The 23,096-nt window shown below is 41.0% G+C and carries 18 protein-coding genes; 16 read left to right on the top strand and 2 right to left on the bottom strand.

The genetic code is table 11. The annotated features are described in order from the left end of the window. The first annotated feature begins 6 nt into the window (after positions 1–6). The 16 genes from BTR_RS07635 (at position 7) to ligA (ending at position 21,464) form a co-directional block, all read left to right on the top strand. On the top strand, positions 7–1,458 hold the full coding sequence (locus BTR_RS07635) for a UDP-N-acetylmuramoyl-L-alanyl-D-glutamate--2,6-diaminopimelate ligase (RefSeq protein ID WP_012232061.1): 1,452 nt from the start codon (positions 7–9) through the stop codon (positions 1,456–1,458). Next, complete coding sequence (locus BTR_RS07630) at positions 1,455–2,873, top strand: UDP-N-acetylmuramoylalanyl-D-glutamyl-2,6-diaminopimelate--D-alanyl-D-alanine ligase (protein WP_012232060.1); 1,419 nt, start codon at positions 1,455–1,457, stop codon at positions 2,871–2,873. Before BTR_RS07635 ends, BTR_RS07630 begins: the two co-directional genes overlap by 4 nt. 24 nt (positions 2,874–2,897) lie before the next feature. Next, a complete protein-coding gene (gene mraY / locus BTR_RS07625; RefSeq protein WP_012232059.1) occupies positions 2,898–3,968 on the top strand; it encodes a phospho-N-acetylmuramoyl-pentapeptide-transferase in 1,071 nt (356 codons plus the stop codon). 4 nt (positions 3,969–3,972) lie between these two features. Next, entirely contained in the window at positions 3,973–5,367 is a 1,395-nt protein-coding gene (gene murD, locus BTR_RS07620) for a UDP-N-acetylmuramoyl-L-alanine--D-glutamate ligase (RefSeq protein ID WP_012232058.1), read from the top strand. Positions 5,368–5,512: 145 nt separating this feature from the next. Further along, positions 5,513–6,661 carry an FtsW/RodA/SpoVE family cell cycle protein gene (locus tag BTR_RS07615; RefSeq protein ID WP_012232057.1) on the top strand — a complete coding sequence of 383 codons (1,149 nt, stop codon included), beginning with the start codon at positions 5,513–5,515 and terminating at the stop codon, positions 6,659–6,661. Then, positions 6,658–7,794, top strand: coding sequence for an undecaprenyldiphospho-muramoylpentapeptide beta-N-acetylglucosaminyltransferase (gene murG, locus BTR_RS07610; RefSeq protein ID WP_012232056.1), 1,137 nt, complete (start codon positions 6,658–6,660; stop codon positions 7,792–7,794). Before BTR_RS07615 ends, murG begins: the two co-directional genes overlap by 4 nt. Continuing rightward, positions 7,778–9,205, top strand: a complete 1,428-nt coding sequence (murC, locus tag BTR_RS07605; protein WP_012232055.1) for a UDP-N-acetylmuramate--L-alanine ligase — start codon at positions 7,778–7,780, stop codon at positions 9,203–9,205. Before murG ends, murC begins: the two co-directional genes overlap by 17 nt. Continuing rightward, positions 9,183–10,160, top strand: coding sequence for a UDP-N-acetylmuramate dehydrogenase (murB, locus tag BTR_RS07600; protein WP_038474629.1), 978 nt, complete (start codon positions 9,183–9,185; stop codon positions 10,158–10,160). Before murC ends, murB begins: the two co-directional genes overlap by 23 nt. Before the next feature lie 239 nt (positions 10,161–10,399). Then, on the top strand, positions 10,400–11,320 hold the full coding sequence (locus BTR_RS07595) for a D-alanine--D-alanine ligase (protein ID WP_012232053.1): 921 nt from the start codon (positions 10,400–10,402) through the stop codon (positions 11,318–11,320). After that, a complete protein-coding gene (locus BTR_RS07590) occupies positions 11,308–12,219 on the top strand; it encodes a cell division protein FtsQ/DivIB (RefSeq protein ID WP_012232052.1) in 912 nt (303 codons plus the stop codon). The genes BTR_RS07595 and BTR_RS07590 overlap by 13 nt, the downstream gene beginning before the upstream one ends. Next, positions 12,219–13,517, top strand: coding sequence for a cell division protein FtsA (ftsA, locus tag BTR_RS07585; protein WP_012232051.1), 1,299 nt, complete (start codon positions 12,219–12,221; stop codon positions 13,515–13,517). Before BTR_RS07590 ends, ftsA begins: the two co-directional genes overlap by 1 nt. A 63-nt stretch (positions 13,518–13,580) precedes the next feature. Beyond that, entirely contained in the window at positions 13,581–15,353 is a 1,773-nt protein-coding gene (gene ftsZ, locus BTR_RS07580) for a cell division protein FtsZ (RefSeq protein WP_012232050.1), read from the top strand. Positions 15,354–15,563: 210 nt separating this feature from the next. Further along, on the top strand, positions 15,564–16,448 hold the full coding sequence (gene lpxC, locus BTR_RS07575) for a UDP-3-O-acyl-N-acetylglucosamine deacetylase (RefSeq protein WP_012232049.1): 885 nt from the start codon (positions 15,564–15,566) through the stop codon (positions 16,446–16,448). A 161-nt stretch (positions 16,449–16,609) separates the two neighbouring features. Further along, a complete protein-coding gene (locus BTR_RS07570; protein WP_012232048.1) occupies positions 16,610–17,503 on the top strand; it encodes an outer membrane protein assembly factor BamD in 894 nt (297 codons plus the stop codon). Positions 17,504–17,509: 6 nt separating this feature from the next. After that, a complete protein-coding gene (recN, locus tag BTR_RS07565; RefSeq protein WP_012232047.1) occupies positions 17,510–19,171 on the top strand; it encodes a DNA repair protein RecN in 1,662 nt (553 codons plus the stop codon). A 133-nt stretch (positions 19,172–19,304) separates the two neighbouring features. After that, a complete protein-coding gene (gene ligA, locus BTR_RS07560) occupies positions 19,305–21,464 on the top strand; it encodes an NAD-dependent DNA ligase LigA (protein WP_012232046.1) in 2,160 nt (719 codons plus the stop codon). A 278-nt stretch (positions 21,465–21,742) separates the two neighbouring features. Here ligA and BTR_RS13470 read toward each other — a convergent pair whose 3' ends face one another. Both BTR_RS13470 and BTR_RS07555 read right to left on the bottom strand, forming a co-directional pair. Further along, complete coding sequence (locus BTR_RS13470; protein ID WP_244393425.1) at positions 21,743–21,973, bottom strand: hypothetical protein; 231 nt, start codon at positions 21,971–21,973, stop codon at positions 21,743–21,745. After that, positions 21,970–22,431: a hypothetical protein gene (locus BTR_RS07555; protein ID WP_244393423.1), complete on the bottom strand. Its 462-nt coding sequence runs from the start codon at positions 22,429–22,431 to the stop codon at positions 21,970–21,972. Before BTR_RS07555 ends, BTR_RS13470 begins: the two co-directional genes overlap by 4 nt. Between the last annotated feature and the right edge of the window lie 665 nt (positions 22,432–23,096).

The raw sequence follows: 23,096 nt of genomic DNA, 5'->3' as shown, positions 1-23,096 counted from the left end.
GTCGTTATGTTGTTTGGAACAGTTTTTACAGAATGTTTTGAAGATAAGAAGCTTTCTTCAATAGAAATAACAGGAATCAGTGCAGATTCTCGACAAGTCTTGCCGGGCTATGTTTTTGTTGCTGTTCAAGGAAAAAAAGGAGATGGAAGACACTATATCAATGATGCGATAAAGCGTGGAGCATGCGCAATCGTTACGGATTGTCAGGCTGTTCTTGAGGATTTATCTGTTCCAGTTTTACGTGTTTTGAATGTTCGTCATAGTCTCGCGTTGGCAGCAGCACGTTTTTACGGTTTTCAGCCTGAAACGGTTGTTGCTGTGACGGGGACAAGTGGTAAAACATCTGTTGTCTCTTTTATCCGGCAAATTTGGACTCATGTTGGATTGTGTGCTGCGAGTATAGGAACGGTTGGTGTTGTTTCTCCTCAACGGAATGATTATGGTTCTCTTACAACACCTGATCCAGTCGTCTTGCACCGTCTTCTTTGTGAAATTTCTCATGAAGGTGTGACACATGCAGCTCTTGAAGCTTCTTCACATGGGCTTGATCAAGGACGACTTGATGGAGTCCGTTTAACAGCAGGGGCCTTTACCAATTTAGGGCGAGATCACATGGATTATCACAGGTGCGTAGAGGATTATTTGCGGGCTAAAATGCGGTTGTTTGATACACTTTTGCCTGTATCTGCGCCTGCTCTGATTTTTGCTGATGATGTCTATTCAAAAAAGGTTATTGATGCTGTTACACAAGCGCGCCGCCGCGTCTTGACAATTGGACGTAAAGGGCACTTTATCACAATTAATCGTGTTGAACATCAACGTTCAAAACAGTGTATTGAGTGTCGTGTGGAAAATAAGATTTATACATTTGATTTGCCTTTAGCAGGAGACTTTCAGGTGGCCAATGCGCTTGTGGCGGCAGGATTAGCTATTGCAACAGGTCTTTCTCCGGATAAGGTTTTTTCTGCACTTGAAACTTTGCAGGGAGCACCTGGACGGTTAGAGTTTGTTGGAAAGACAGAAAAGAATGCGCCTGTTTATATTGATTATGCGCATAAACCAGAAGCTTTGGAGCAAGTTTTGCTGTCTGTTCGCCCCTTTACGCAAGGGCGTTTGATTGTTGTTTTTGGTTGTGGAGGGGATCGAGATCAAGGCAAAAGAGCTTTGATGGGAAAAATTGCAGCGGATAAAGCGGATATTGTTATTGTAACGGATGATAATCCTCGCACAGAAAATCCAGAAAAAATACGCAAGGATATTTTACAGGCGGTACCAACAGCAATAGAGATAGCAGATCGTGGTGAAGCTATTTCTTATTCGGTGGGTCTTTTGAAAGCTGGTGATACACTTATCATTGCTGGAAAAGGTCATGAAGATGGCCAAATTATAGGGCAGAAAACCTATCCTTTTTCAGATCGTTTGAAAGCGATAGAAGCTTTAGAGGACCGAAAGAGATGACAGCTTTGTGGAATAAACAGGAACTCATCACTGCTATTGATGGTGTCGTGATTGGAAACATACCAGAAACTTTTCATGGGGTTTCCATTGATAGCCGTGCTCTTGCAGAAGGCGATATTTTTTTCTGCATTAAGGGGCATCATCTTGATGGTCATGATTTTGCTCTACAAGCTTATGCAAGGGGTGCAGGCGTTCTTATTGTGGCAGAACACCGTTTGAGGGATATGGAAAAGATATCGGCACCACTCATTGTTGTTCCGGATGTTTTGCAAGCTTTAGAAAAACTTGGGAAAGCTGCACGCAAACGTTCAAGAGCTAAAATTATCGCGATAACAGGATCAGTGGGAAAAACAACAACAAAAGAAGCTTTGAAACAAGTCCTTGCAACGGCTGGGAACGTTCATGCGAATCTTGCTTCTTTAAACAATTGCTGGGGGGTTCCACTGACTTTAGCACGGATGCCTGTGGAGAGTGATTATGGTATCTTTGAAATTGGTATGAATCATAAAGATGAAATTCGTCCTCTGGTCAAGCTGGTTTGTCCGCATGTTGCTCTCATTACGCATATTTGTGCAGGACATATGGGTTTTTTCAAAGATCTTGAAGAAATAGCAGAGGCAAAAGCTGAAATTTTTGAAGGATTGGATGAAGAAGGTATTGCCATTTTAAATGCGGATAGTGCTTTTTTTTCTTATCTCGTTCAAAAAGCAAAGCAATGCGGTGTGAAAAAGATCTTAAGCTTTGGTGAGACTGAAAATGCTGATTATCAGGCGCGGGATATACGTCTTTTAACCAATCATTCTTCTATGATTGTGCGTATTGGAGGACAGGATAGGGAAGTCCAAATTGGAGCTCCGGGGCGTCATATTGTGCAAAATAGTTTAGGAGTTATTGCGGCTTGTGATGCCGTTGGTGTTGATTTGGATTCTATTGTGTTTTCTTTGAGCCATTTTTCTCCTCAAAAGGGGCGGGGTATTCGTTATCGATTGTCTTTATCAAATGGAGGTGAATTTTATCTCATTGATGAAAGCTATAATGCTAATCCTGCTTCTATGCGTGCTGCTCTTGAGCTTCTTGCTACAGGACCAGTAGGAGAGAAGGGACGGCGAATTGCTGTTTTAGGGGATATGCTAGAGCTAGGAGAGTATAGTGAAAAGCTTCATCGTGATTTAATAAAGCCAATCCGTCTTTCTGGTGCTAATCCCGTTTTTTTATTTGGTGAGGCGATGAAATCTTTAGTTAGTGATTTGTCTGCTGATGTTAAGGTTCATTATGCTGAAAATATTGAGAAAATTTTACCGCTTCTTTTGACAGAAATTTCTCCTGGCGATTTGCTTATGATTAAATCATCCAATAGCCTTTGTTCATCAAATATTGTGACTGCATTGCTGGATCGCTATAAGGCGGTTTCTTGATAGTTTTAAGAGGTTTTTTGTCCCATGATGCTGTTTTTTTCTTCGTTTAGTGATTGGTTTCCAGGTGTGAATGTTTTTCGTTATATTACTTTTCGCACGATAGCAGCGATGCTGACCTCGGGGCTTATTGTTTTTTTGTTTGGACCTAGCATCATTGCTTCTCTTAAATTGCGTCAGGGCAAAGGGCAACCGATTCGTGCCGATGGTCCTCAAACACATTTTAAAAAGGCTGGAACACCTACAATGGGTGGATTGATGATTTTAACCGGTATTGTCGTATCGGCATTTTTATGGTGTAATTTATCGAACATTTATTTTTGGGTATCGCTCTTGGTTATGCTTTCTTTTGGGGCTATTGGATTTTATGACGATTATCTTAAGGTTACAAAACAAACAGACAAAGGCTTTTCTGGGAAAGCACGGTTAAGCTTGGAGTTTTTTGTTGCTGCAATTGCTGCTTTTATCATTCTGCAAATTGGCTCATCTGGATTCGCTTTGCCTTTTTTGAAAGATTATCTTATCCATTTGGGTTGGTTTTTCATTCCTTTTTCTGCTTTTGTTATTGTCGCGACGGGGAATGCGGTTAATTTGACGGATGGACTTGATGGGCTTGCTATTGTTCCTGTGATGGTGGCAGCCTTATCTTTCGCTCTGATTGCTTATCTTTGTGGTAATATGAATTTTGCTGATTATCTCCAAATACACTATGTATCGGGAACAGGTGAACTGGCTGTTTTATTGGGGGCTGTTGTTGGAGCAGGGCTTGGCTTTTTATGGTTTAATGCACCACCGGCTGCTATTTTTATGGGGGATACTGGCTCATTGGCTCTTGGAGGATTATTGGGGACTGTTGCGGTCGCTACGAAGCACGAAATCGTTTTGGTTCTTATTGGTGGGCTGTTTGTTGTGGAAGCTTTTTCAGTCGTTATTCAGGTTGGTTATTTCAAATTGACAAGAAAACGCGTGTTTCTTATGGCACCGATCCATCATCATTTTGAGAAAAAAGGCTGGACTGAAAGCCAAGTGGTGATACGTTTCTGGATTATTTCAATTGTTCTTGCTCTCATTGGTCTTTCAACACTTAAATTGCGGTGAGATTTTGATTTCTGTTGCGTGTTATAAGGGGAAAAAAGTTGCTCTGTTTGGATTAGGGATGTCTGGATTAGCAACGGCACAAGCGTTGATGCGTGGCGGTGCAGAAGTGGTAGCATGGGATGATCATCCTGCGAGCGTGCAAGAAGCTTTTGAGAAAAATATTCCAACAAGAGATCTTCACAATGAGGACTGGTCAGAATTTGTTGCATTGGTTCTTGCTCCTGGTGTTCCTTTAATATATCCAAAGCCTCATTGGGTTGTTGAAAAAGCACGAAAAGAAAATATAGAAATTATCGGTGATATTGAATTATTTGTTCGTGCGCGCCATCATTTTTTACAGCATTATGATTTTTGTGACCAAGATATTCCTTTCATTGCGATTACGGGGACGAATGGAAAGTCAACAACAACGGCTTTGCTTGCGCATTTATTGGAAAAAATGGGCTATGATGTGCAGGTAGGGGGAAATATTGGACAGGCAATATTAACGCTTGAGCCCTTTGCTAAAAAACGTATTTATGTGATTGAATGTTCATCGTTTCAAATTGATCTTGCTCCCTCTCTTCAGCCAACCATTGGACTTTTATTGAATTTGACCCCTGATCATATTGATCGCCATGGGAGTTTTGCCCGTTATGTACAAACCAAAAAGCAGCTGGTTGCTCAGGCTTCTCAGGCTTTTATTTCAGTTGATGATGCCGCTTGTGAGATTTTGTACCAACAGTTGCTTCACGAGGGGCATAAAATTGAGGCAATTTCCAAAGATCATTTTGTTGAAAACGGTTTTTATGCAGAGGGGACCAAGCTCTTTTCTGTTCGTCAAGGAGAACGACATATGCTTGCAAATCTCGCGTCGGTGGCTACTTTGCGCGGAGATCATAATGCGCAAAATGCTCTTATGGCATTGGCAGCTTTGCAGGCTTTAAAAATAACCGATCGCTCTCTAAACAAGCATTTGGCAAGCTACAAAGGATTGCCCCACCGTATGCAGCAGGTCCGTAAAATGGGGACGATTTTGTTTATCAATGATAGCAAGGCGACGAATGCCGATGCAACAGCACCTGCGCTTTGCGCCTTTAATGACATTTTTTGGATTGTTGGGGGACAGGCAAAAAAGGGAGGAATTGAGTCTCTTAGAGAATTTTTTCCTAAAATCCGTAAAGCCTATTTAATTGGGAGTGCAGCGGAAGAATTTGCTCGTATCATTGGTTCTGCTCTTCCTTTTTCTATGAGCTTAACTTTAGAAAATGCGGTGCGTGAAGCGACCATTGACGCAATGCATTGCAAGGCAAAGGAGGTGGTCGTTCTTTTGTCTCCTGCTTGTGCAAGTTATGACCAATTTAAAAATTATGAAGTGCGGGGCGAAGCATTTGTTTCTTTGGTGATGCAGTTACAATAAAAAGAAGCATCAATTATAAAAAAATATTTTTGCGTTAAGACTCCAGAATCTTTTTTTGTGTAATTTCATTTTTAAAGTGTTTGTTAAACAGGTTGGGAACCTTATCACTTTGAGACAATTTATAAAACGGATAAGGTGAATATAAATGGTTACGCGTGCCGACAGAGATCCCATTGCGAATTGGTGGTGGACGATTGATCGCTCTATTTTTGCAGCTTGTTTAATTTTAATGGGGATTGGCATTATGCTGTCTTTTGCTGCCAGCCCCACTATTGCAAAAAAAATCGGAATTGCTGATAGTTTTTATTTTGTTCGCTGGCATATCATTTTTAGCATTGCAGCATTTTTTACGATGGTTACCATTTCTTTTTTTTCGCTTCCTAATATTCGTCGTTTATGTGCTCTTTTACTTATTGTAACGCTTGCTCTTATGGTTGCAACCTTATTTTGGGGGCCTGAATTAAAGGGAGCCCGGCGGTGGATTTTGCTCTTTGGTTTTTCTGTACAAGCATCAGAGTTTATGAAACCAGCTTTTGTGGTGGTGTCTGCTTGGCTGTTTTCAGAACAGATACGTAGGAGAGGAATTCCGGGTTACATATTAGCAACTCTTCTTTATGCTCTTTGTTGTGTTCTTCTGGTTTTACAGCCTGATATTGGACAAACAATTTTAATAAGTGCAACATGGGGGGGGCTGTTTTTTATTGCTGGTGTGCCTCTTACGGTTATTTTTTTCTTTCTCATTTTAGGTGCTGTAGGAATTGTTTTCGCTTATCTTTTTCTGCCTCATGTGCGTGATCGTATCAATGGTTTTTTGACAGGGGAAGGAGATACCTTTCAAGTGGATGTAGGGCGTGAGGCTATTTTGAATGGTGGTTGGTTTGGGCGAGGTCCTGGAGAGGGAACAGTAAAACGTATTATTCCTGATAGCCATACAGATTTTGTATTTTCTGTGGCTGCTGAAGAATATGGGATTATTCTTTGTCTGTTCATTATGATGCTTTTTGCCTTTATCGTTATGCGTTCATTGTATATAGCCATGAATACACGTGATTCCTTTATACGTCTTGGTATTACGGGCATAGCCATGATGATTGGTTTTCAATCAGCGATTAATATGGCTGTTAATCTTCACTTAATCCCTCCCAAAGGCATGACATTGCCATTTATTTCTTATGGTGGTTCATCAATGGTAGCCATTGCGTTTTCAATGGGAATTTTACTTAGTTTAACACGTCGTTGGCCAGAAGCGCGTCTTTCAGCTTTTCCTTCTTCTGTTTTGGATACCTCTTCATGAATGATAAAAAAGTTATTGTTTTAGCGGCGGGTGGGACAGGTGGACATCTTTTCCCTGCTGAAGCACTTGCTGTTGAATTAAGGCAGCGTGGATATGATGTTCATTTGATAACCGATGAAAGAGCGCGATCTTTTGTACGGCGCTTTGATGAAGAGCATACACATATCGTTTCATCGGCAACATTTACACGGTGCCATCCTTTTGCTTTGATAAAAACAATTTTGTCTTTGCTTAAGGGTATGGGACAATCGTTGAGGTTATTTTATAAATTACGTCCTGTTCTTGTTGGTGGTTTTGGAGGATATCCGAGTTTTCCTCCTCTTTTTATTGCAGTCTTAATGCGGCGTGTAACATTTATTCATGAGCAAAATGCTGTTATGGGGCGTGCCAATCGGGTATTGGCAATTTTTGTGCGTGCCATCGCTGGTGGTTTGTTGTCGCCAAAAGGTGCTTATGCTCATAAAACACTTTTAACGGGAAATCCTGTGCGTGAGGCTGTGTTGAAGGCGGCTGAAATTCCTTATCATTCTCCTGTGGGGGAAGAGCCATTTAATTTTTTGGTTTTTGGGGGTAGCCAAGGAGCTTCTTTTTTTTCACATATTGTTCCAGAAGCGGTCGCTTTGCTCGATGATCAGAACCGTAAACGCTTACGAATTGTACAGCAAGTTCGTGGTGATGCTGCGGGGTTGATCAAAATCTATCGTGATATGGGTGTACAAGCTGAGGTTGCTCCTTTCTTTGATGATATGGCTGAACGGATGGCACATGCCCATTTTATTTTGTCACGTGCTGGGGCTTCATCGGTTTGTGAAATAGCAGTGATTGGTAGACCTGCTTTGCTTATTCCTTATCCTTATGCTTTAGATTATGATCAAGCAGAAAATGCTGCTCTTCTTGCACGTGTGGGTGGTGCGCAAATTATATCAGAAAAGGATTTGAGCGCACAAAAACTTGCTGCTCTTTTAACGCAAGCTTGTTGTGCACCCCATTTATTGGAAAAACAAGCGCTTGCTGCAAAAAAAGTTGGGCAACCTTATGCAACCCGTTGCCTTGCTGATATGGCTGAAGCCTTGATTGCAGGACGATTGTTGTCAGATATAAAAGAGGAGCTTTTTGATGAAAATGCCACTTGATATAGGTGTTATCCATTTTATTGGAATTGGGGGGATTGGTATGAGTGGAATTGCGGAGGTTTTTTATAATCTCGGCTATAAAGTTCAAGGGTCCGATCAAGTTGAGAGTGCCAATGTTGAACGTTTGCGGAGAAAAGGAATTAATGTTCATATCGGTCATTATGCTGAAAATTTAGGAAATGCAGAGGTTGTTGTTTTTTCTACTGCCGTTAAAAAAACAAATCCTGAGTATATTGCTGCAAAAGAAAGACATTTGCCGCTTGTTAGACGTGCAGAAATGTTGGCAGAGCTGATGCGCTTTCGGCGTGCAATTGCCGTAGGGGGGACACATGGTAAAACAACGACCACATCAATGGTCGCAGCACTTCTTGATGCTGGTCATTTTGATCCGGTGGTGATTAATGGTGGTATTATTAATGCTTATGGTACGAATTCTCGTACAGGAGAGGGAGATTGGATGATTGTTGAAGCTGATGAAAGTGATGGTACATTTTTAAAGCTTCCTGCTGATATTGCTGTTGTGACCAATATTGATGCTGAGCATTTGGATCATTATGGGAGCTTTGATGCTGTTCGCACAGCTTTTCGGCAATTCGTGGAAAATGTTCCTTTTTATGGTTTTGCTGTTTTGTGCGTTGATCATCCAGAGGTTCAGTCATTGGCGGGTCGTATTGATGACCGTTGGGTGATTACTTATGGTGCAAATCCACAAGCGGATGTTCGTTTTCTTAATCTTTCGAGAGATGGTCAAAAAACGCATTTTGATGTTCTTGTTCGTTCACGCAAGACAGGAAGAAAGATTGAGTTGAAAAATTTGCTTTTACCCATGGCAGGACAGCATAATGTTGCCAATGCAACAGCAGCGATAGCTATTGCGCATGAACTTGGCATTTCAAATGAATTGATCAAGAAGGGCTTAGCGGAATTTGGTGGCGTAAAACGGCGTTTTACGCGAACAGGAAGTTGGCGTGGTATTGAAATATTTGATGATTATGGACATCACCCTGTTGAAATAAAGGCTGTTTTGCGTGCGGCACGTGAGAGTGCAAAAGGGCGTGTCATTGCAATTGCACAACCTCATCGTTATTCGCGTTTGTATCATTTATTTGATGATTTTGCTGCTTGTTTTAATGATGCAGATACAGTGTTGATTACTCCTGTTTATGCGGCTGGTGAAGAGCCTATTGTAGGGTTTGGTTCGCAAGAATTGGTAGAGCATATAAAAATGGCTGGTCATCGTGATGTGCGCTTGATACACGATCTGGAAGATGTTGTGTCTCTTGTCTCAAAATTTGCTCAGGCAGAGGATTATGTTGTTTTTCTTGGTGCTGGCAATATCACACAATGGGCTTGTGCGTTGCCTCATCGGTTGTCGGGACTTGATGGTTATGATAAATTTTCAGCACATTGATGGTGAGGCGCTATTGGCGCAATTGCAACCGCTGTTGGGTAATATCAGAGGCAAGCTTACCCCTAATGTTGAGATGCGTAAGGTAACATGGTTTCGCACGGGTGGGTTGGCAGAGCTTTTTTATCAGCCTGTTGATGAAGAAGATTTGGCTCTCTTTCTTCACAATTTGCCTGAATGTGTTCCTGTAACAATTGTCGGTATCGGCTCTAATCTTCTGGTGCGTGATGGGGGCGTTCCTGGGGTTGTGATTCGTCTTTCACCAAAAAATTTTGGGCAAGTGCAGCAAGTTTCTTCAAAAGGCTTTTTAGTTGGCGCTGGTACGGCGGATAAACATTTAGCTGCTGCCGCGTTAAAGGCAGAAATTGCGGGGTTTCATTTTTATCATGGTATTCCTGGTGGTCTTGGCGGCGCTCTTAAAATGAATGCGGGTGCGAATGGTGTTGAAACCGCAGCGCGTGTTGTTGAAGTCTATGCGTTGGATCGTAAAGGACAACGTCATATCTTGAGTTTGAAAGATATGCATTATTCCTATCGCCATTGTGATATTCCTGAAGATTTTATTTTTACGGCAGCTTTATTGGAAGGAGAACCCGGTAATAAAGATGCCATTCGTGCTGCTATGGATGAAGTTGCTCTCCACAGAGAAACAGTGCAACCTATTCGCGAAAAGACAGGGGGATCAACTTTCAAAAATCCTAAAGATACATCCGCGTGGCGCGTGATTGATGAAGCAGGGTGTCGTGGTTTACAGATTGGTGGCGCTCAAATGAGTGAAATGCACTGTAATTTTATGATTAATACAGGGCAAGCAACAGGATATGATCTTGAAGCTTTGGGAGAAACAGTGCGGGCGCGTGTTTTTGCGCATTCAGCTCATCTTTTACAATGGGAAATAGAGCGTATCGGTCAATTTGAACAAGGTCGAAGTGTCGCTTCTTTTGATCCATTTCATTGATTTTTTGTTCACTAAAAAAGTATCAATAAAAAATTGAGTCATTTCAAAGAGATAATAAAAAAATACCATTAAGAATCAATAAATTAACAAAGAATCTCTTGCATCAGGCTTTTGAGTCTGATTCATTATGCAAAATGCTAGGTTATTGATTCGCAAGAATAAACTTTGCTTTTCGTGTATGTGGTACTGATGTCTTCTATATAGACTAGATATAGTATGCAAAAGAGGGTGATTTTATTATGAAAGATAAACATATAGCTGTGTTAATGGGAGGTTTTTCTTCTGAACGGTCTATCAGTTTATCTTCAGGGGCGGCTTGTGCTGATGTTCTTGAGGAGCAGGGGTATCGCGTGAGCCGTGTGGACGTTGGCGCTCATATTGCTTCTGTTCTTGAACAGTTGCAGCCCGATATTGCCTTCAATGCATTGCATGGTCCATTTGGTGAGGATGGTCGGATTCAGGGGATTCTTGAATATTTAAAAATTCCTTATACCCATTCTGGTGTGATGGCATCCGCTTTGGCCATGGATAAGGGGCGTGCGAAAATTATTGCTGCAAATGCTGGGGTTTGTGTTGCTCCTTCTCGTATTATGAACCGCTTTTCTATTGGGAAAACGCATCCCATGGAGCCTCCTTATGTGATTAAACCTGTGTGTGAAGGATCAAGTTTTGGTGTTGTTATTGTTCAGGAAAATGAGGCTGTACCACCGCATAATATCGGGGGATCTGAGTGGGGATATGCAGATGAGGTGATGGTTGAAAAATATATTCCTGGTCGTGAATTGACTTGTGCTGTTTTAGGGAATGAAGTGTTGGACGTGTGCGAAATTCTTCCCGATCAACACTTTGCATTTTACGATTATGACTCAAAATATAAAACAGGTGGTTCTCTTCACATTTGTCCTGCAAAACTTTCACTAAATATTTACCAAAGTGTGCAAAGAATGTCTTTAGCAGCCCATCAGGCGATAGGGTGTCGAGGTGTTAGTCGTTCTGATTTTCGTTTTGATGAGAAAACAGGAGAATTGGTTTGGCTTGAAATTAATACGCAACCCGGTATGACATCGACGTCTCTTCTTCCTGATATTGCAAAAGCGAGTGGCCGTACTTACGGCGATATTGTTCAATGGATGGTGGAGGACGCATCATGTATGCGTTGAATGTTAATAAAACAAATGTTCCGATGGAGGTGCTTTCAGTGCCGGCTTTACCACGTCTTTATCGTCGTTTTCTTCGGTTTATGTTTGAGTTTGTTTTGGTCAATATTCATATTCCACGTCATTTCGGCACTTTTTCTGTTGTATGGTTTTTCTTTGTTACAGCTTTTTATGGACTTTCATCAAGCGGTCAGATGGCTGTGATCGTGAACACGATCATATCGGATAGTGGTTTTGTGGTCGTTGATGTCGATATAAGCGGTAATAAGCGCTTAGCAAAGCAGGATATTTTGAAAATTTTAGAACTTGATGTTGCGCCCTCTATATTCACTTTTGATGTTGAAAGAGCACGTTCTATTTTGGAAAAACAGGCTTGGGTTCAATCGGCAAATGTTCAGAAGATTTATCCCAATAGAATGCGCATTTCCATCGTGGAGCGTGAACCTTATGCTATTTGGCAACATGATAGCACAATGGATATTGTTGATAATACAGGGCGTGTCATTGTGCCCTTTAAAGGAGAAAACGTTCGGGATTTGCCTCTTGTGGTTGGGCAGGGTGCGCAAAATGCAGCTAAAGGATTTATTCAAGCACTGTCATTCTATCGGCCAGTGTATGATCGTGTTCGTGCTTTTGTGCGGGTGGGTGATCGGCGTTGGGATCTGGTTTTGGATAATGGAATGCGTGTTATGTTGCCTGAAAATGGTGCTCTTGAAAGGCTTTCCTCTCTTGTTTCGTCTGGTACAATGCAAGATCTTTTATCGCGCGATATTCTCAGTGTTGATTTACGTCTTGCTGATCGAATTACTGTTTCTTTATCCGATGAAACGTTAGAGCGTTATGATGCTGGTGTTGCAGAAGAAGAACGTATTTTAAAGGCACGAAAGGCAGGAAACCCATAATGTTGCTCAGATCACATCATGTGGGGGGACGCAAGACACGTTTTTTAACTGTGCTTGATGTCGGCTCAAGTAAGATTGTTTGTCTTATTGCTTGTTTGCGTCCTTTAAAGCATACGCACTATTTACATGGTCGTACACATTCTATGGAAATCCTAGGTTTTGGCGTACAACGTTCACGCGGTATTAAATCTGGTGTAGTGGTAGATATGTTTGCAGCAGAACAATCAATACGCTTGGCTGTTGATGCGGCAGAAAAAATGGCTGGTTTGGTGGTGGATTCAGTAATTGTCAACTTTTCTTCAAGTCGATTACAAAGTGCTCTTATTAATGGCATGGTACGTTTGGGTGGTCGTGAAGTGACTAAGCGTGACGTGCGTATGGCATTTGCAGATGTTTCGCGTAAAGCTTTTGATGTTGAACGTCATGTTATGCACTCAGTTCCAGTCTCTTATGTCTTGGATGGGGATAAAGGAATTTCTGATCCTGTCGGAATGGCAGGGGAAACATTTGGTGTCGATGTGCATGTGGTAACAGCGGAAACAGCCTCTTTGCGTAATTTAGAAACTTGTATTAATCGTGCACATTTGAGTGTTGAAGCAATGGTTGCTACTCCCTTTGCAAGTGGCCTTGCTGTTTTGATGAATGATGAGGCGCATTTGGGGGCAGCATGTATTGATTTTGGTGGTGGAACGACAACATTTTCAGTGTTTTTTGAGGGAAAATTTGTCCATGCGGATGCTCTTGCTGTTGGGGGACATCATGTCACTCTTGATGTTGCGCGTGGATTCTCTATGTCTTTAGCAGAGGCGGAACGCTTAAAAGTTGTTTATGGTTCAGCGTTTTTAACAAGTGCTGATGAGCGGCAAATGATTAATGTAGCGGAAATTGGGGGTGAACAACGTGAAACTCAATATCCTCGCGCGATTCTTGGGCGCATCATTCGTGCACGTATTGAAGAAATTTTAGAAATGGTCCGTGATTGTTTAAATCGTTCTGGTTTTGGTCACATCATTGGCAAGCGTGTTATTTTGACTGGGGGAGCAAGCCAGTTAACAGGATTGCCAGAAATGGCACGTACTATATTAGGAAGAAATGTTCGTATCGGGCGGCCTTTAGGTATTTCGAGGCTTCCTTCTCTTGCAAAAGGGGCGGCGTTTACATCTGCTGTTGGGTTGTTAATTTATCCACAATTGGTGGGTTTTGAAGAAAAAACAATGCAGGTGGCAGGAAATCATTTATCGATGGGCACGCGTGGGTATTTTCAGCGTGTTGGTCAGTGGTTGCGTGAGAGTTTTTAGTTAAGTCTAGTTGGATAAATTTCATCGCTTTGGCTTGCGGTGTCTTATGAGAAGGAAAAGAAAATGACGATTAATCTGCATCGGCCAGATATCGCGGAATTGAAGCCACGCATTACCGTTTTTGGTGTTGGAGGTGGTGGCGGGAATGCCGTGAATAATATGATTAATGCTGGTCTTCAGGGAGTTGACTTTGTTGTTGCAAATACGGATGCACAGGCTTTGGCTATGTCAAAAGCTGAACGTGTTATCCAGCTTGGTGCTGCTGTGACAGAAGGTTTGGGTGCTGGGGCTTTACCAGAAGTTGGACAAGCGGCGGCAGAAGAATGTATTGATGAAATTATCGATCATCTTGCAGACTCTCATATGGTTTTTATTACTGCTGGTATGGGGGGAGGTACTGGAACAGGGGCTGCTCCCGTTGTTGCTCGCGCAGCGCGTGAAAAAGGTATTTTGACTGTTGGTGTTGTGACAAAGCCCTTTCAGTTTGAAGGGGCTCGTCGTATGAAAACGGCAGAGGCTGGTATTGAAGAATTACAAAAGTCTGTCGATACATTGATTGTTATTCCCAATCAAAATCTTTTCCGTATTGCAAATGATAAGACAACATTTGCTGATGCTTTTGCTATGGCTGATCAAGTGCTTTATTCTGGGGTTGCTTCCATTACAGATTTGATGATTAAAGAAGGCTTGATTAACCTCGATTTTGCTGATGTTCGTTCTGTTATGCATGAAATGGGCCGAGCTATGATGGGAACGGGGGAAGCATCTGGTGAAGGGCGTGCTTTGGCTGCTGCTGAAGCTGCTATTGCCAACCCATTGTTGGATGATACCTCTATGCGTGGAGCACGTGGTTTATTGATTTCTATTACGGGGGGGCGTGATATGACTCTCTTCGAGGTGGATGAAGCTGCTAATCGTATTCGTGAAGAAGTGGATGCTGATGCGAATGTGATCTTTGGGGCCATTGATGATGAGTCATTGGAAGGGGTTATTCGTGTATCCGTGGTTGCTACCGGTATTGATCGTGAGGTTAGTGATGTGATTCAGTCTTCTCAGCCTCAGCTTCAAAGATCAACCTCTTCAATACGCAAGAACGATCCTGGAACGCCACACGGTTCTTTTCATGTTCAATCATCACCCTTGCGTTCTGAATCAATGGTAGAAGTTATTGAATCACTTGAAATAGAAAAGGAGAAGCCAACAGGAGAACAGTTTCGTCCCAAAAGTCAAATTTTTGCACAACCTGCAGAAGCAATGATGACACGCAGTGCGACAAAAACTGTTGCCTATGGTTCAAATGCTGTGCAGGATCAGATATCAAATGGTCCACGTATGCAAGTAAATCGAGGTTCTCAACAAGCTATGACGGCTCCTGTGAGCATGGAGGCAACAGCGCATGTTCTTGATGAGATGACCGGGATCGTGAAGCAAAAAGAAAAGCCAGTGCAACCAAAACAAATGCAACAGATGCAAACGCGCGCACCAATGCGTATGCCTGAGTTGAAGGATTTTCCTCCTGTTGCTCATGGACAAAGTCAAAGAACATCTGTGACTGATCAAAGTCCTCGTAATCTTTGGCAGCGTTTGAAACAGAGCTTGACACATCGTGAGGAAGCAGAGCCAGAAGCAAGGTTGGAACCTGCTGTGAGATCGTCACAGCAGCAAGAGTCTCATGTTTACAATAAAAATTCTCAGGCGCTTTCTCAAGATGCTTCTGTTTATGTTCCACGCCGTTCTGGTGAGTTGCATCCTCAGGTGCCACAAGATCAGCGTACTTTTATCAGTGAAGAAGATCAGTTAGAAATACCAGCATTTTTACGTCGTCAGGTAAATTAATTGATAAAAAATGAGGCAGTAAGAAATATTATGATCATCTTTGATGCTAAATTAGAAATTATACAATAAAATATACTGTTTTTTGGATAAAATACTTTACTTTTTCAAACCCGCTTAATTATAAGCGGGTTCTTTATTATTTACTATGACTATTTTTTATAATAGTTTTATAAACTTTGTTAAAAGGCGTAAAAAATATAATAAAATAATATGATGAACTTGCTACCAAAATATCAGTCTACTCTTAAAAAAGCAGTGACATTTAAGGGGATTGGCGTTCACAGTGGCTGTTTGTCAGTGGTAAAGGTTTGTCCCGCTGATGTTGGGTGTGGTATTATTTTTAAGCGTTGTGGATTAGATGGAACAGAGAAAATATTTCAGGCCCATGTATCGCAAACGGGAGAAACCGAGTTATCAACCATGCTTGGAGATGGAGAGCTAAGGGTTGAAACAATTGAACATTTGATGGCAGCTATTGCGGCTTATAATTTGGACAATCTTGTTATTGAAGTGTCGCATAATGAGATCCCTATTTTGGATGGTTCAGCATGGCAATATTGCCAAGCTTTTGAAGATGCTGGCTTTGTCCAGCAGAATGCATTGCGTTCCTATTTCATTATAAAAAAGCCGTTGCGGGTTGAAGGAGCGCATGGTTTTGCAGAGTTTTTGCCATTTGATGGGCGTCGTTTTGATGTAACGATCTCTTTTCCTTCTGCTGCTATTGGTAAGCAACATTTCAGTTTTGATTTTACTACACGAGGATTTCGAGATGATTTGTCACGTGCGCGCACTTTTGGTTTTATAAAAGACGTGGAAAAATTACGACTTTCTGGAAAGGCGAGAGGTGCTTCTTTGGAAAATTCTCTTGTTATTGGTCTTAATGACAAAATTTTAAATCCCGATGGTCCTTATTGGGAAAATGAGTTTGTTCGGCACAAGATGCTTGATGCGATTGGTGATACTGCTTTGCTCGGAGGCCCTTTTATTGGATTATTTCGTTCTTATTGTAGTGGGCATAGAATTAATGCACAATTGGTGAGAGCGGTTTTGGCAGACGAATCATATTATGAAAAAAACTCTTTAGAGAAAGAATAAAAGAAAATTGACAAGACTTTTTTATCGTTTATTTGATTTTTAAGGGGATGATTGACCTAAACTGCTAAATTGGTTATGTGCATTTTAAAGTGATATGGTATAAAAACTTTTAACAAATTATTTTTGCTACAAGGTGATATTCTCTGGAGGCCGGAAAAATTATGAAAAAATCTCATGTGTACATTAGAAATATGGCATATAGAAAATCTAATATTGTACGCAAAATATTGGGGGTGATGCTTTTGGGAAGTACTTGTATGTTAGCAGGATGTCTCTTTAAAGAGAAAAATACCCTTGATCCATCTGCTTATGTTTTGAAAATAGATCCACCAGATGTTCTCTATAATCAGGGGCTTGCCAGCCTTGAGAGTGGGCGTCTTGCAGATGCAGCGAAAAAATTTTTGAAGATTGAAAAACAGTACGCTTATACAGACTGGGGACGTAAATCTTTAGTCATGGGTGCTTTTACAAATTATCGGCTTGGAAAGTATGATGATTCAATTAGTATGGCTCAACGCTATATTACGCTTTATCCAGGGTCTACTGACTCGGCTTATGCGTACTATATTATTGGTCTTTCTTCTTTCCGTCGGATTCCTGATGTTACGCGTGATCAACGTGATACGAAACGTGCTATTGCTGCGATGCAGCTCCTTATAGAGCGTTATCCGAATTCTGAATATGTCAAGGATGCTAAGGATAAAATACGTTTCGGGCGTGAACAGCTGGCTGGTAAAGAAATGCAGATTGGCCGTTATTATGAAGAGGGGCGGCGCTATCTTGCTGCAAGTAGACGGTTTCGTACTGTCGTTGAAGAGTATTCCGATACAAATCAAATTGAAGAGGCGCTTTTCCGTTTAACAGAAGTTAATCTTGCTCTTGGTTTAACGGCGGAAGCACAGACGGCAGCCGCTATTTTAGGACGTAATTATCCCCAAAGTGAGTGGTATAAATTTTCTTATAATCTCTTGCAGAAGAATAAAATAGTACCACAGGAGCACAAAACTTCTTGGATCTCACATGCTTTAGGTGGTGATAAGAAGAGGGCACGTTGATTCTCTATGCTGATACAGCTTTCGATTCATAATATTGTTTTGATCGAAACGCTCGATATTCATTTTACGGCGGGGTTGACGGTTTTAACTGGAGAAACAGGGGCGGGAAAATCTATTCTCCTTGATGCTTTGTCTCTTGCTCTTGGAGGACGGGGGGATGCTTCGCTTGTGCGTCATGGTACTGACCGGGGGCAGGTTACGGCTGTTTTTGATGTCCCTATTTCACATCCTGCACGTCAGCTTATTCGTGAGAATGGTTTTGATGATGAGGGCGATATTATTTTACGGCGTGTGCAATCGAGTGATGGTCGTAGTCGTGTTTTTATCAATGATCAGGTGGCAAGTGTTTCCTTAATGCGGAGTGTTGGCCGTCTTCTGGTTGAAATCCATGGACAGCATGATGATCGTGCGCTTGTTGATGTTGCTATACATCGCCAATTACTAGATGCTTTTGGTGGGCTTGAAGATGAAGTCGAAAATTTGCGCCAGTGTTATCGGGTATGGCATGAATGTGAAGAGCGTTTGCAAAAACAGCGTCTTAAAGTGGAAAATGCAACGCGCGAGATGGATTATCTGCGTGCGTGTGTGGAAGAACTTGAAAAGCTTGATTTTCAAGTTGGTGAAGAGGAGGCTCTCTCTCTTCGTCGCGCAGATATGCTAAAATTAGAAAAAATAGCGACGGATATTAAAGAAGCGGATGATCTTTTAAGTGGTCAAAAATCGCCCATTCCAATGCTTTCTAATTTGGTAAGGCGCTTAGAGCGGAAAATTCCTGAGGCAGAGGAGCTCATTGCACCAGTGGTGAAATCTATTGATGAGGCATTGTGTGCACTTGCAACAGCACAGGAGGGAATTGAGGCGGCAATGCGGGCATTGGATTTTGAACCTGATGAATTGGAACGGATAGAAGAACGCCTTTTTACGCTTCGCGGTTTTGCTCGTAAATATCAGGTCTCTGCCGATGAATTGGTCCAGTTGCGCGATAAAATGGATGCTGAACTTACGGATTTTGAAGAGGCTCAGAACACGTTAACACGTTTTGAAGATGAGGCAGAGCAGGCAAAAAAAAATTATGATACATTGGCAGAAGTCTTAACAATAAAGCGTCGGGAAACAGCAAAGCATTTATCTGAAAGTGTTATGGCTGAGTTGCCGGCGTTGAAATTAGAAAAGGCAGAATTTATTGTTGAAATGCAGACTGATGTTGAAAGGCGAAGTGCGGAGGGGTGTGATCGTATTGAATATTGGGTTCGAACAAATCCTGGAACATGTGCTGGTCCTATGCTGAGTGTGGCTTCTGGCGGTGAGTTGTCTCGTTTTTTACTCGCATTAAAGGTTGTGTTATCTGATCGTGGATCTGCTCCTACACTGATTTTTGATGAAATTGATACAGGCGCTGGGGGCGCTGTTGCAGCGGCTATTGGGCAACGGTTGCAACGTTTGTCGGAAAAGATTCAGGTTTTTGCTATTACCCATGCACCACAAGTCGCGTCAAAGGCGCATAGTCATTTTCTTATTTCAAAGATTGAGAGTCATGATAAAGGGCGCTTTGCTACGGCTATCCATAAAATGGAAAAGCAGGAGCGTGCAGAAGAAATTGCCCGTATGTTGGCAGGAGAACAGATTACTGATGAAGCGCGGGCTGCTGCTCAAAAGCTTTTGGCATGAGGGTTTAAGTGATTCAATGATAAAATATCGCTTATCGATTATTTTACTGATGAGCATGTATTCATTTGAATTTACTTCATGATGAAAGAGTTGGGATTTTTATGGCTATAGCCCAGCATTTGGAATAGATTTTATGAACAAGGACGGAATTAAAAACCTCACGGTTGTTGAAGCAGAACGTGAATTAGAATGGTTGGCAAAAGAGATTGCACGTCATGATGTGCTTTATAATCGTGATGATCAGCCTGAAATTTCTGATGCAGAATATGATGCTTTACGCCGCCGTAATGCAGAAATTGAAGCTCTCTTTCCAGAGCTTATTCGTGTCGATTCTCCTTCACATAAAATTGGGGCAGCAATTTCTGAAAAGTTTGAAAAATCTGTTCATGCACAACCGATGCTTTCACTTGATAATGCCTTTAGTGCTGAAGATGTGTACGAATTTGTTGAGCGTATTCGTCGTTTTTTACGGCTTCCAGAAACACAAGTGTTGGAAATAACGGCGGAGCCCAAAATTGATGGTTTATCTTTGTCTTTACGCTACGAAAAGGGGCGACTTGTGCGTGCGGCAACGCGTGGGGATGGAACTGTTGGTGAAAATGTGACGGCAAATGCTCGAACAATTGCTGATATTCCACAAGTTTTGCAAGGTGATTTTCCTGATGTCATTGAGGTGCGTGGTGAAGTTTATATGGGACGGGAAGATTTCCAAGCTCTTAATATAAGCCAACAAGAGAAGGGAAAGTTAACTTTTGCTAATCCTCGAAATGCAGCGGCTGGTTCGCTCCGTCAGCTTGATTCACGGATAACCGCCAGCAGAAAGCTTCAATTTTTTGCTTATGCTTGTGGTGAAGTGAGTGAAATATTTGCAGAAAGTCAAATGGAGATGATGACAAAGCTAAAAGAGTATGGCTTTGTTATCAATCCATTAACAAAAGTCTTTAAGACAGTCGAAGATATTATTTCCTATTATCGTGATATCGAAGAGCGCCGTTATTCTTTAAACTATGATATTGATGGTATTGTTTATAAGGTTAATGATTTGATGCTCCAAAAGCGTTTGGGATTTGTTTCTCGTTCACCACGTTGGGCGATAGCGCACAAATTTCCAGCAGAAAAAGCGATGGCGCTTTTGGAAGACATTGACATTCAAGTCGGTCGTACGGGAGCTTTGACGCCTGTTGCACGTCTTACGCCTATTACTATTGGTGGGGTGGTGGTGACCAATGCCAGTTTGCATAATGAGGATTATATTAAAGGAATTGGTCATAAAGGGGAGCCCATTCGTGAAGGGCGCGATATTCGTATAGGCGATACGGTGATTATACAACGTGCTGGTGATGTCATTCCTCAAGTTGTTGATATTGTTTTGGAAAAACGCCAAAAAGACTCTTCTGCTTTTGTTTTTCCTGATCTCTGTCCTGCTTGTGGGAGTCATGCTGTTCGTGAAGTGGGAGAAGCAGTGCGTCGTTGTACGGGGGGGCTTATTTGTCCTGCACAGGCGATTGAGCGTATTCGTCATTTTGTTGCTCGCAATGCTTTTGATATTGAAGGGCTTGGGAAAAAACAGGTAGAGTTTTTTTTCCATGCTCAAGATGAGGCGCTTTGTATTCATACACCAGCTGATATTTTTACTTTAGAACGGCGCCAAGAAAAGTCTCTGATACGTTTGGAAAATATAGAAGGGTTTGGGACTGTTTCAGTTCGGAAATTGTATGATGCCATTAATGCACGCCGCGAAATTCCTTTAAGCCGTTTTTTGTTTGCATTGGGAATTCGTCATGTTGGAGAGGTGAATGCACGTCGCCTTGCACGGGCTTATCAAACTTATACAGCCTTTGAAACGGCGGCGATGGAAGCACTTATGCCATGTAAACAGGATAATAAAGAAGGCAATGAAGCTTGGATGGAGCTTACCAATATTGAAGGAATTGGACCACAGGTAGGGAGCGCAATTGTTGATTTTTATCAAGAAGCGCATAATCGTGAAGTTTTAGCTGTTTTGCTTGAAGAAATAACCCCTCTCGATGAAGTACCTATCATGACAGCTTCTTCACCAATAGCGGAGAAGATTATTGTTTTTACAGGAACTTTAGCACATATGTCACGTGATGAGGCAAAAGCATTGGCAGAGCGATTAGGGGCAAAGACTTCAGGTTCACTTTCTAAAAAAACAGATCTTCTTGTTGCAGGGCCTGGTGCGGGATCAAAATTGACTAAAGCACAAGAATTTGGTGTTCAGGTTATCGATGAAGAGGCTTGGATGCGGTTGATTAAGGGGCATAATATTTAAGGATAAATCCCCTTCACGAACAATAATTCACGGGCATTTATCGTGCTTTATCGAGTGTAATTTCCTGACAGTAAAAGTTAATATATAGCTCTTAAGGAATCCTATCACTCTTTTTAGTGTTGTAAAACATTGTTCTTCAGGGCAACGAAAGCTTCCACATAAAGAAAATAAGAGATTAATCGTTTAGCTGTTCATTATTGGTGTGTTTAGTCCATATAAAGACTATTGATCATTATATATAACAAATAGCGGTCGTGTTTCGGATATGTATCATGATTTTATCTATATTTGTCAGGCATCATTATATGGTACACTTGCCCAATTTCATTACAAAATTTCGGGTATTCCCTAATGCGTCTAGCATCATAATTTTTTTCTTGATTACCTTTATCTCTTTCAAATTTCTCAGCACGGGAAATCTCATTTATTAAAGCTAGTATTTGGTATGATAAAATTTCATAATCAAACAGCATTTGAGCGTACTTTAACATTGGATCTGTTGAGTTCATGACCAAATTTTTGCCCAAACGAAATCGCTTTCTTTCCAATTATATTGAGAGCGTAGCTTATGTATGTAGGTGGGTAGGGATAACGCTGGAAATTTCTTATTATACTTTCCCTGTAATAAATCCACAAGGCATGCACACCAAACAACTTTTGTATGGATAAGATTTGTATTTTCAGGAATTAGCACTATCATACCAGGAGTTAGAACATGATATACACCATAACTCTTATTATCCAGATATTTTTTTGCAATTTCTAGGCGCTTTTCGTATATATTATAAGGATATTGTGTCTTTACGTACTCTTCGTATAATGTATTGTACTGATTTGGAGTAATGACTGGACTTTCAGAAAATACAGCAAGAGGAACTCGCTTAGATGTAATAATTTCCTTCAATACAGAAGTCCCAATATAGTATCCAAATAATAATATTACAGAACAAAATAAAATTACACGCATTAGAATAATCACTTTACTGCTAAAATGCTGTATAAGGATATAGATTATTAAGATATGTGCTTAGAGTTTGTTGCCATGATAAGCCGTAAGATATATATTTCATTGTGTCTTTTTCAGAGTATTTGTGAAATTTTGTAGTAAACCTAAATATTTTTTGTTTATATGACTGTTTTTGTGTTATGTAGTTTTTCGTACCTTCTATTATTTTTGTTATTTTTTAGCTAAATAACATATTTTGGTACAAATACACATTCCCATATATACTGCTTTCACACTGCGCAGTTGAAAACGATCTATATTGTTGAATTGTGTATGAATTGTTTTTCAACAGTAATATTTAGAAAATAATATTGTGGTGTTAACTATTGAAATAAAAAAAAACTTAAAATTCTTATGTCATAATCATTCTACTTCCTTTAAATTTTAATAACTTAACTCCTTTTTCATAGTTGATTCTATTTAATTATATCAATACGTGTTATTAAGGGTTCACTATTATTGGAAATGGTTCAAAAATTTAAAAAAGATATAGATCATTCTTGCAAGGCAATATGCAGAAACTTTGAGTTTAAACTCAAAAGGTAAAAATTGAGAATAAAAATACCGTAATAAGCCAATTAGTCGTCAAGATAAGCGTGGCTACGTGTAAGCGCATTCTGCTCTAT

Source organism: Bartonella tribocorum CIP 105476, from assembly GCF_000196435.1.
GTDB classification, from domain to species: domain Bacteria; phylum Pseudomonadota; class Alphaproteobacteria; order Rhizobiales; family Rhizobiaceae; genus Bartonella; species Bartonella tribocorum.
Note: the sequence above shows the minus strand (reverse complement) of the source record. Positions and strands in the feature narration are given on the sequence as shown.

Bases quoted from the DNA above. Each gene is read 5' to 3' on its own strand.
- BTR_RS07635 (WP_012232061.1), top strand. From the start codon at position 7: ATGTTGTTTGGAACAGTTTTTACAGAATGTTTTGAAGATAAGAAGCTT.
- BTR_RS07630 (WP_012232060.1), top strand. From the start codon at position 1,455: ATGACAGCTTTGTGGAATAAACAGGAACTCATCACTGCTATTGATGGT.
- mraY (WP_012232059.1), top strand. From the start codon at position 2,898: ATGATGCTGTTTTTTTCTTCGTTTAGTGATTGGTTTCCAGGTGTGAAT.
- BTR_RS07615 (WP_012232057.1), top strand. From the start codon at position 5,513: ATGGTTACGCGTGCCGACAGAGATCCCATTGCGAATTGGTGGTGGACG.
- murG (WP_012232056.1), top strand. From the start codon at position 6,658: ATGAATGATAAAAAAGTTATTGTTTTAGCGGCGGGTGGGACAGGTGGA.
- murC (WP_012232055.1), top strand. From the start codon at position 7,778: ATGAAAATGCCACTTGATATAGGTGTTATCCATTTTATTGGAATTGGG.
- murB (WP_038474629.1), top strand. From the start codon at position 9,183: ATGATAAATTTTCAGCACATTGATGGTGAGGCGCTATTGGCGCAATTG.
- BTR_RS07595 (WP_012232053.1), top strand. From the start codon at position 10,400: ATGAAAGATAAACATATAGCTGTGTTAATGGGAGGTTTTTCTTCTGAA.
- BTR_RS07590 (WP_012232052.1), top strand. From the start codon at position 11,308: ATGTATGCGTTGAATGTTAATAAAACAAATGTTCCGATGGAGGTGCTT.
- ftsA (WP_012232051.1), top strand. From the start codon at position 12,219: ATGTTGCTCAGATCACATCATGTGGGGGGACGCAAGACACGTTTTTTA.
- ftsZ (WP_012232050.1), top strand. From the start codon at position 13,581: ATGACGATTAATCTGCATCGGCCAGATATCGCGGAATTGAAGCCACGC.
- lpxC (WP_012232049.1), top strand. From the start codon at position 15,564: ATGATGAACTTGCTACCAAAATATCAGTCTACTCTTAAAAAAGCAGTG.
- BTR_RS07570 (WP_012232048.1), top strand. From the start codon at position 16,610: ATGAAAAAATCTCATGTGTACATTAGAAATATGGCATATAGAAAATCT.
- recN (WP_012232047.1), top strand. From the start codon at position 17,510: ATGCTGATACAGCTTTCGATTCATAATATTGTTTTGATCGAAACGCTC.
- ligA (WP_012232046.1), top strand. From the start codon at position 19,305: ATGAACAAGGACGGAATTAAAAACCTCACGGTTGTTGAAGCAGAACGT.
- BTR_RS13470 (WP_244393425.1), bottom strand. From the start codon at position 21,973: ATGAACTCAACAGATCCAATGTTAAAGTACGCTCAAATGCTGTTTGAT.
- BTR_RS07555 (WP_244393423.1), bottom strand. From the start codon at position 22,431: ATGCGTGTAATTTTATTTTGTTCTGTAATATTATTATTTGGATACTAT.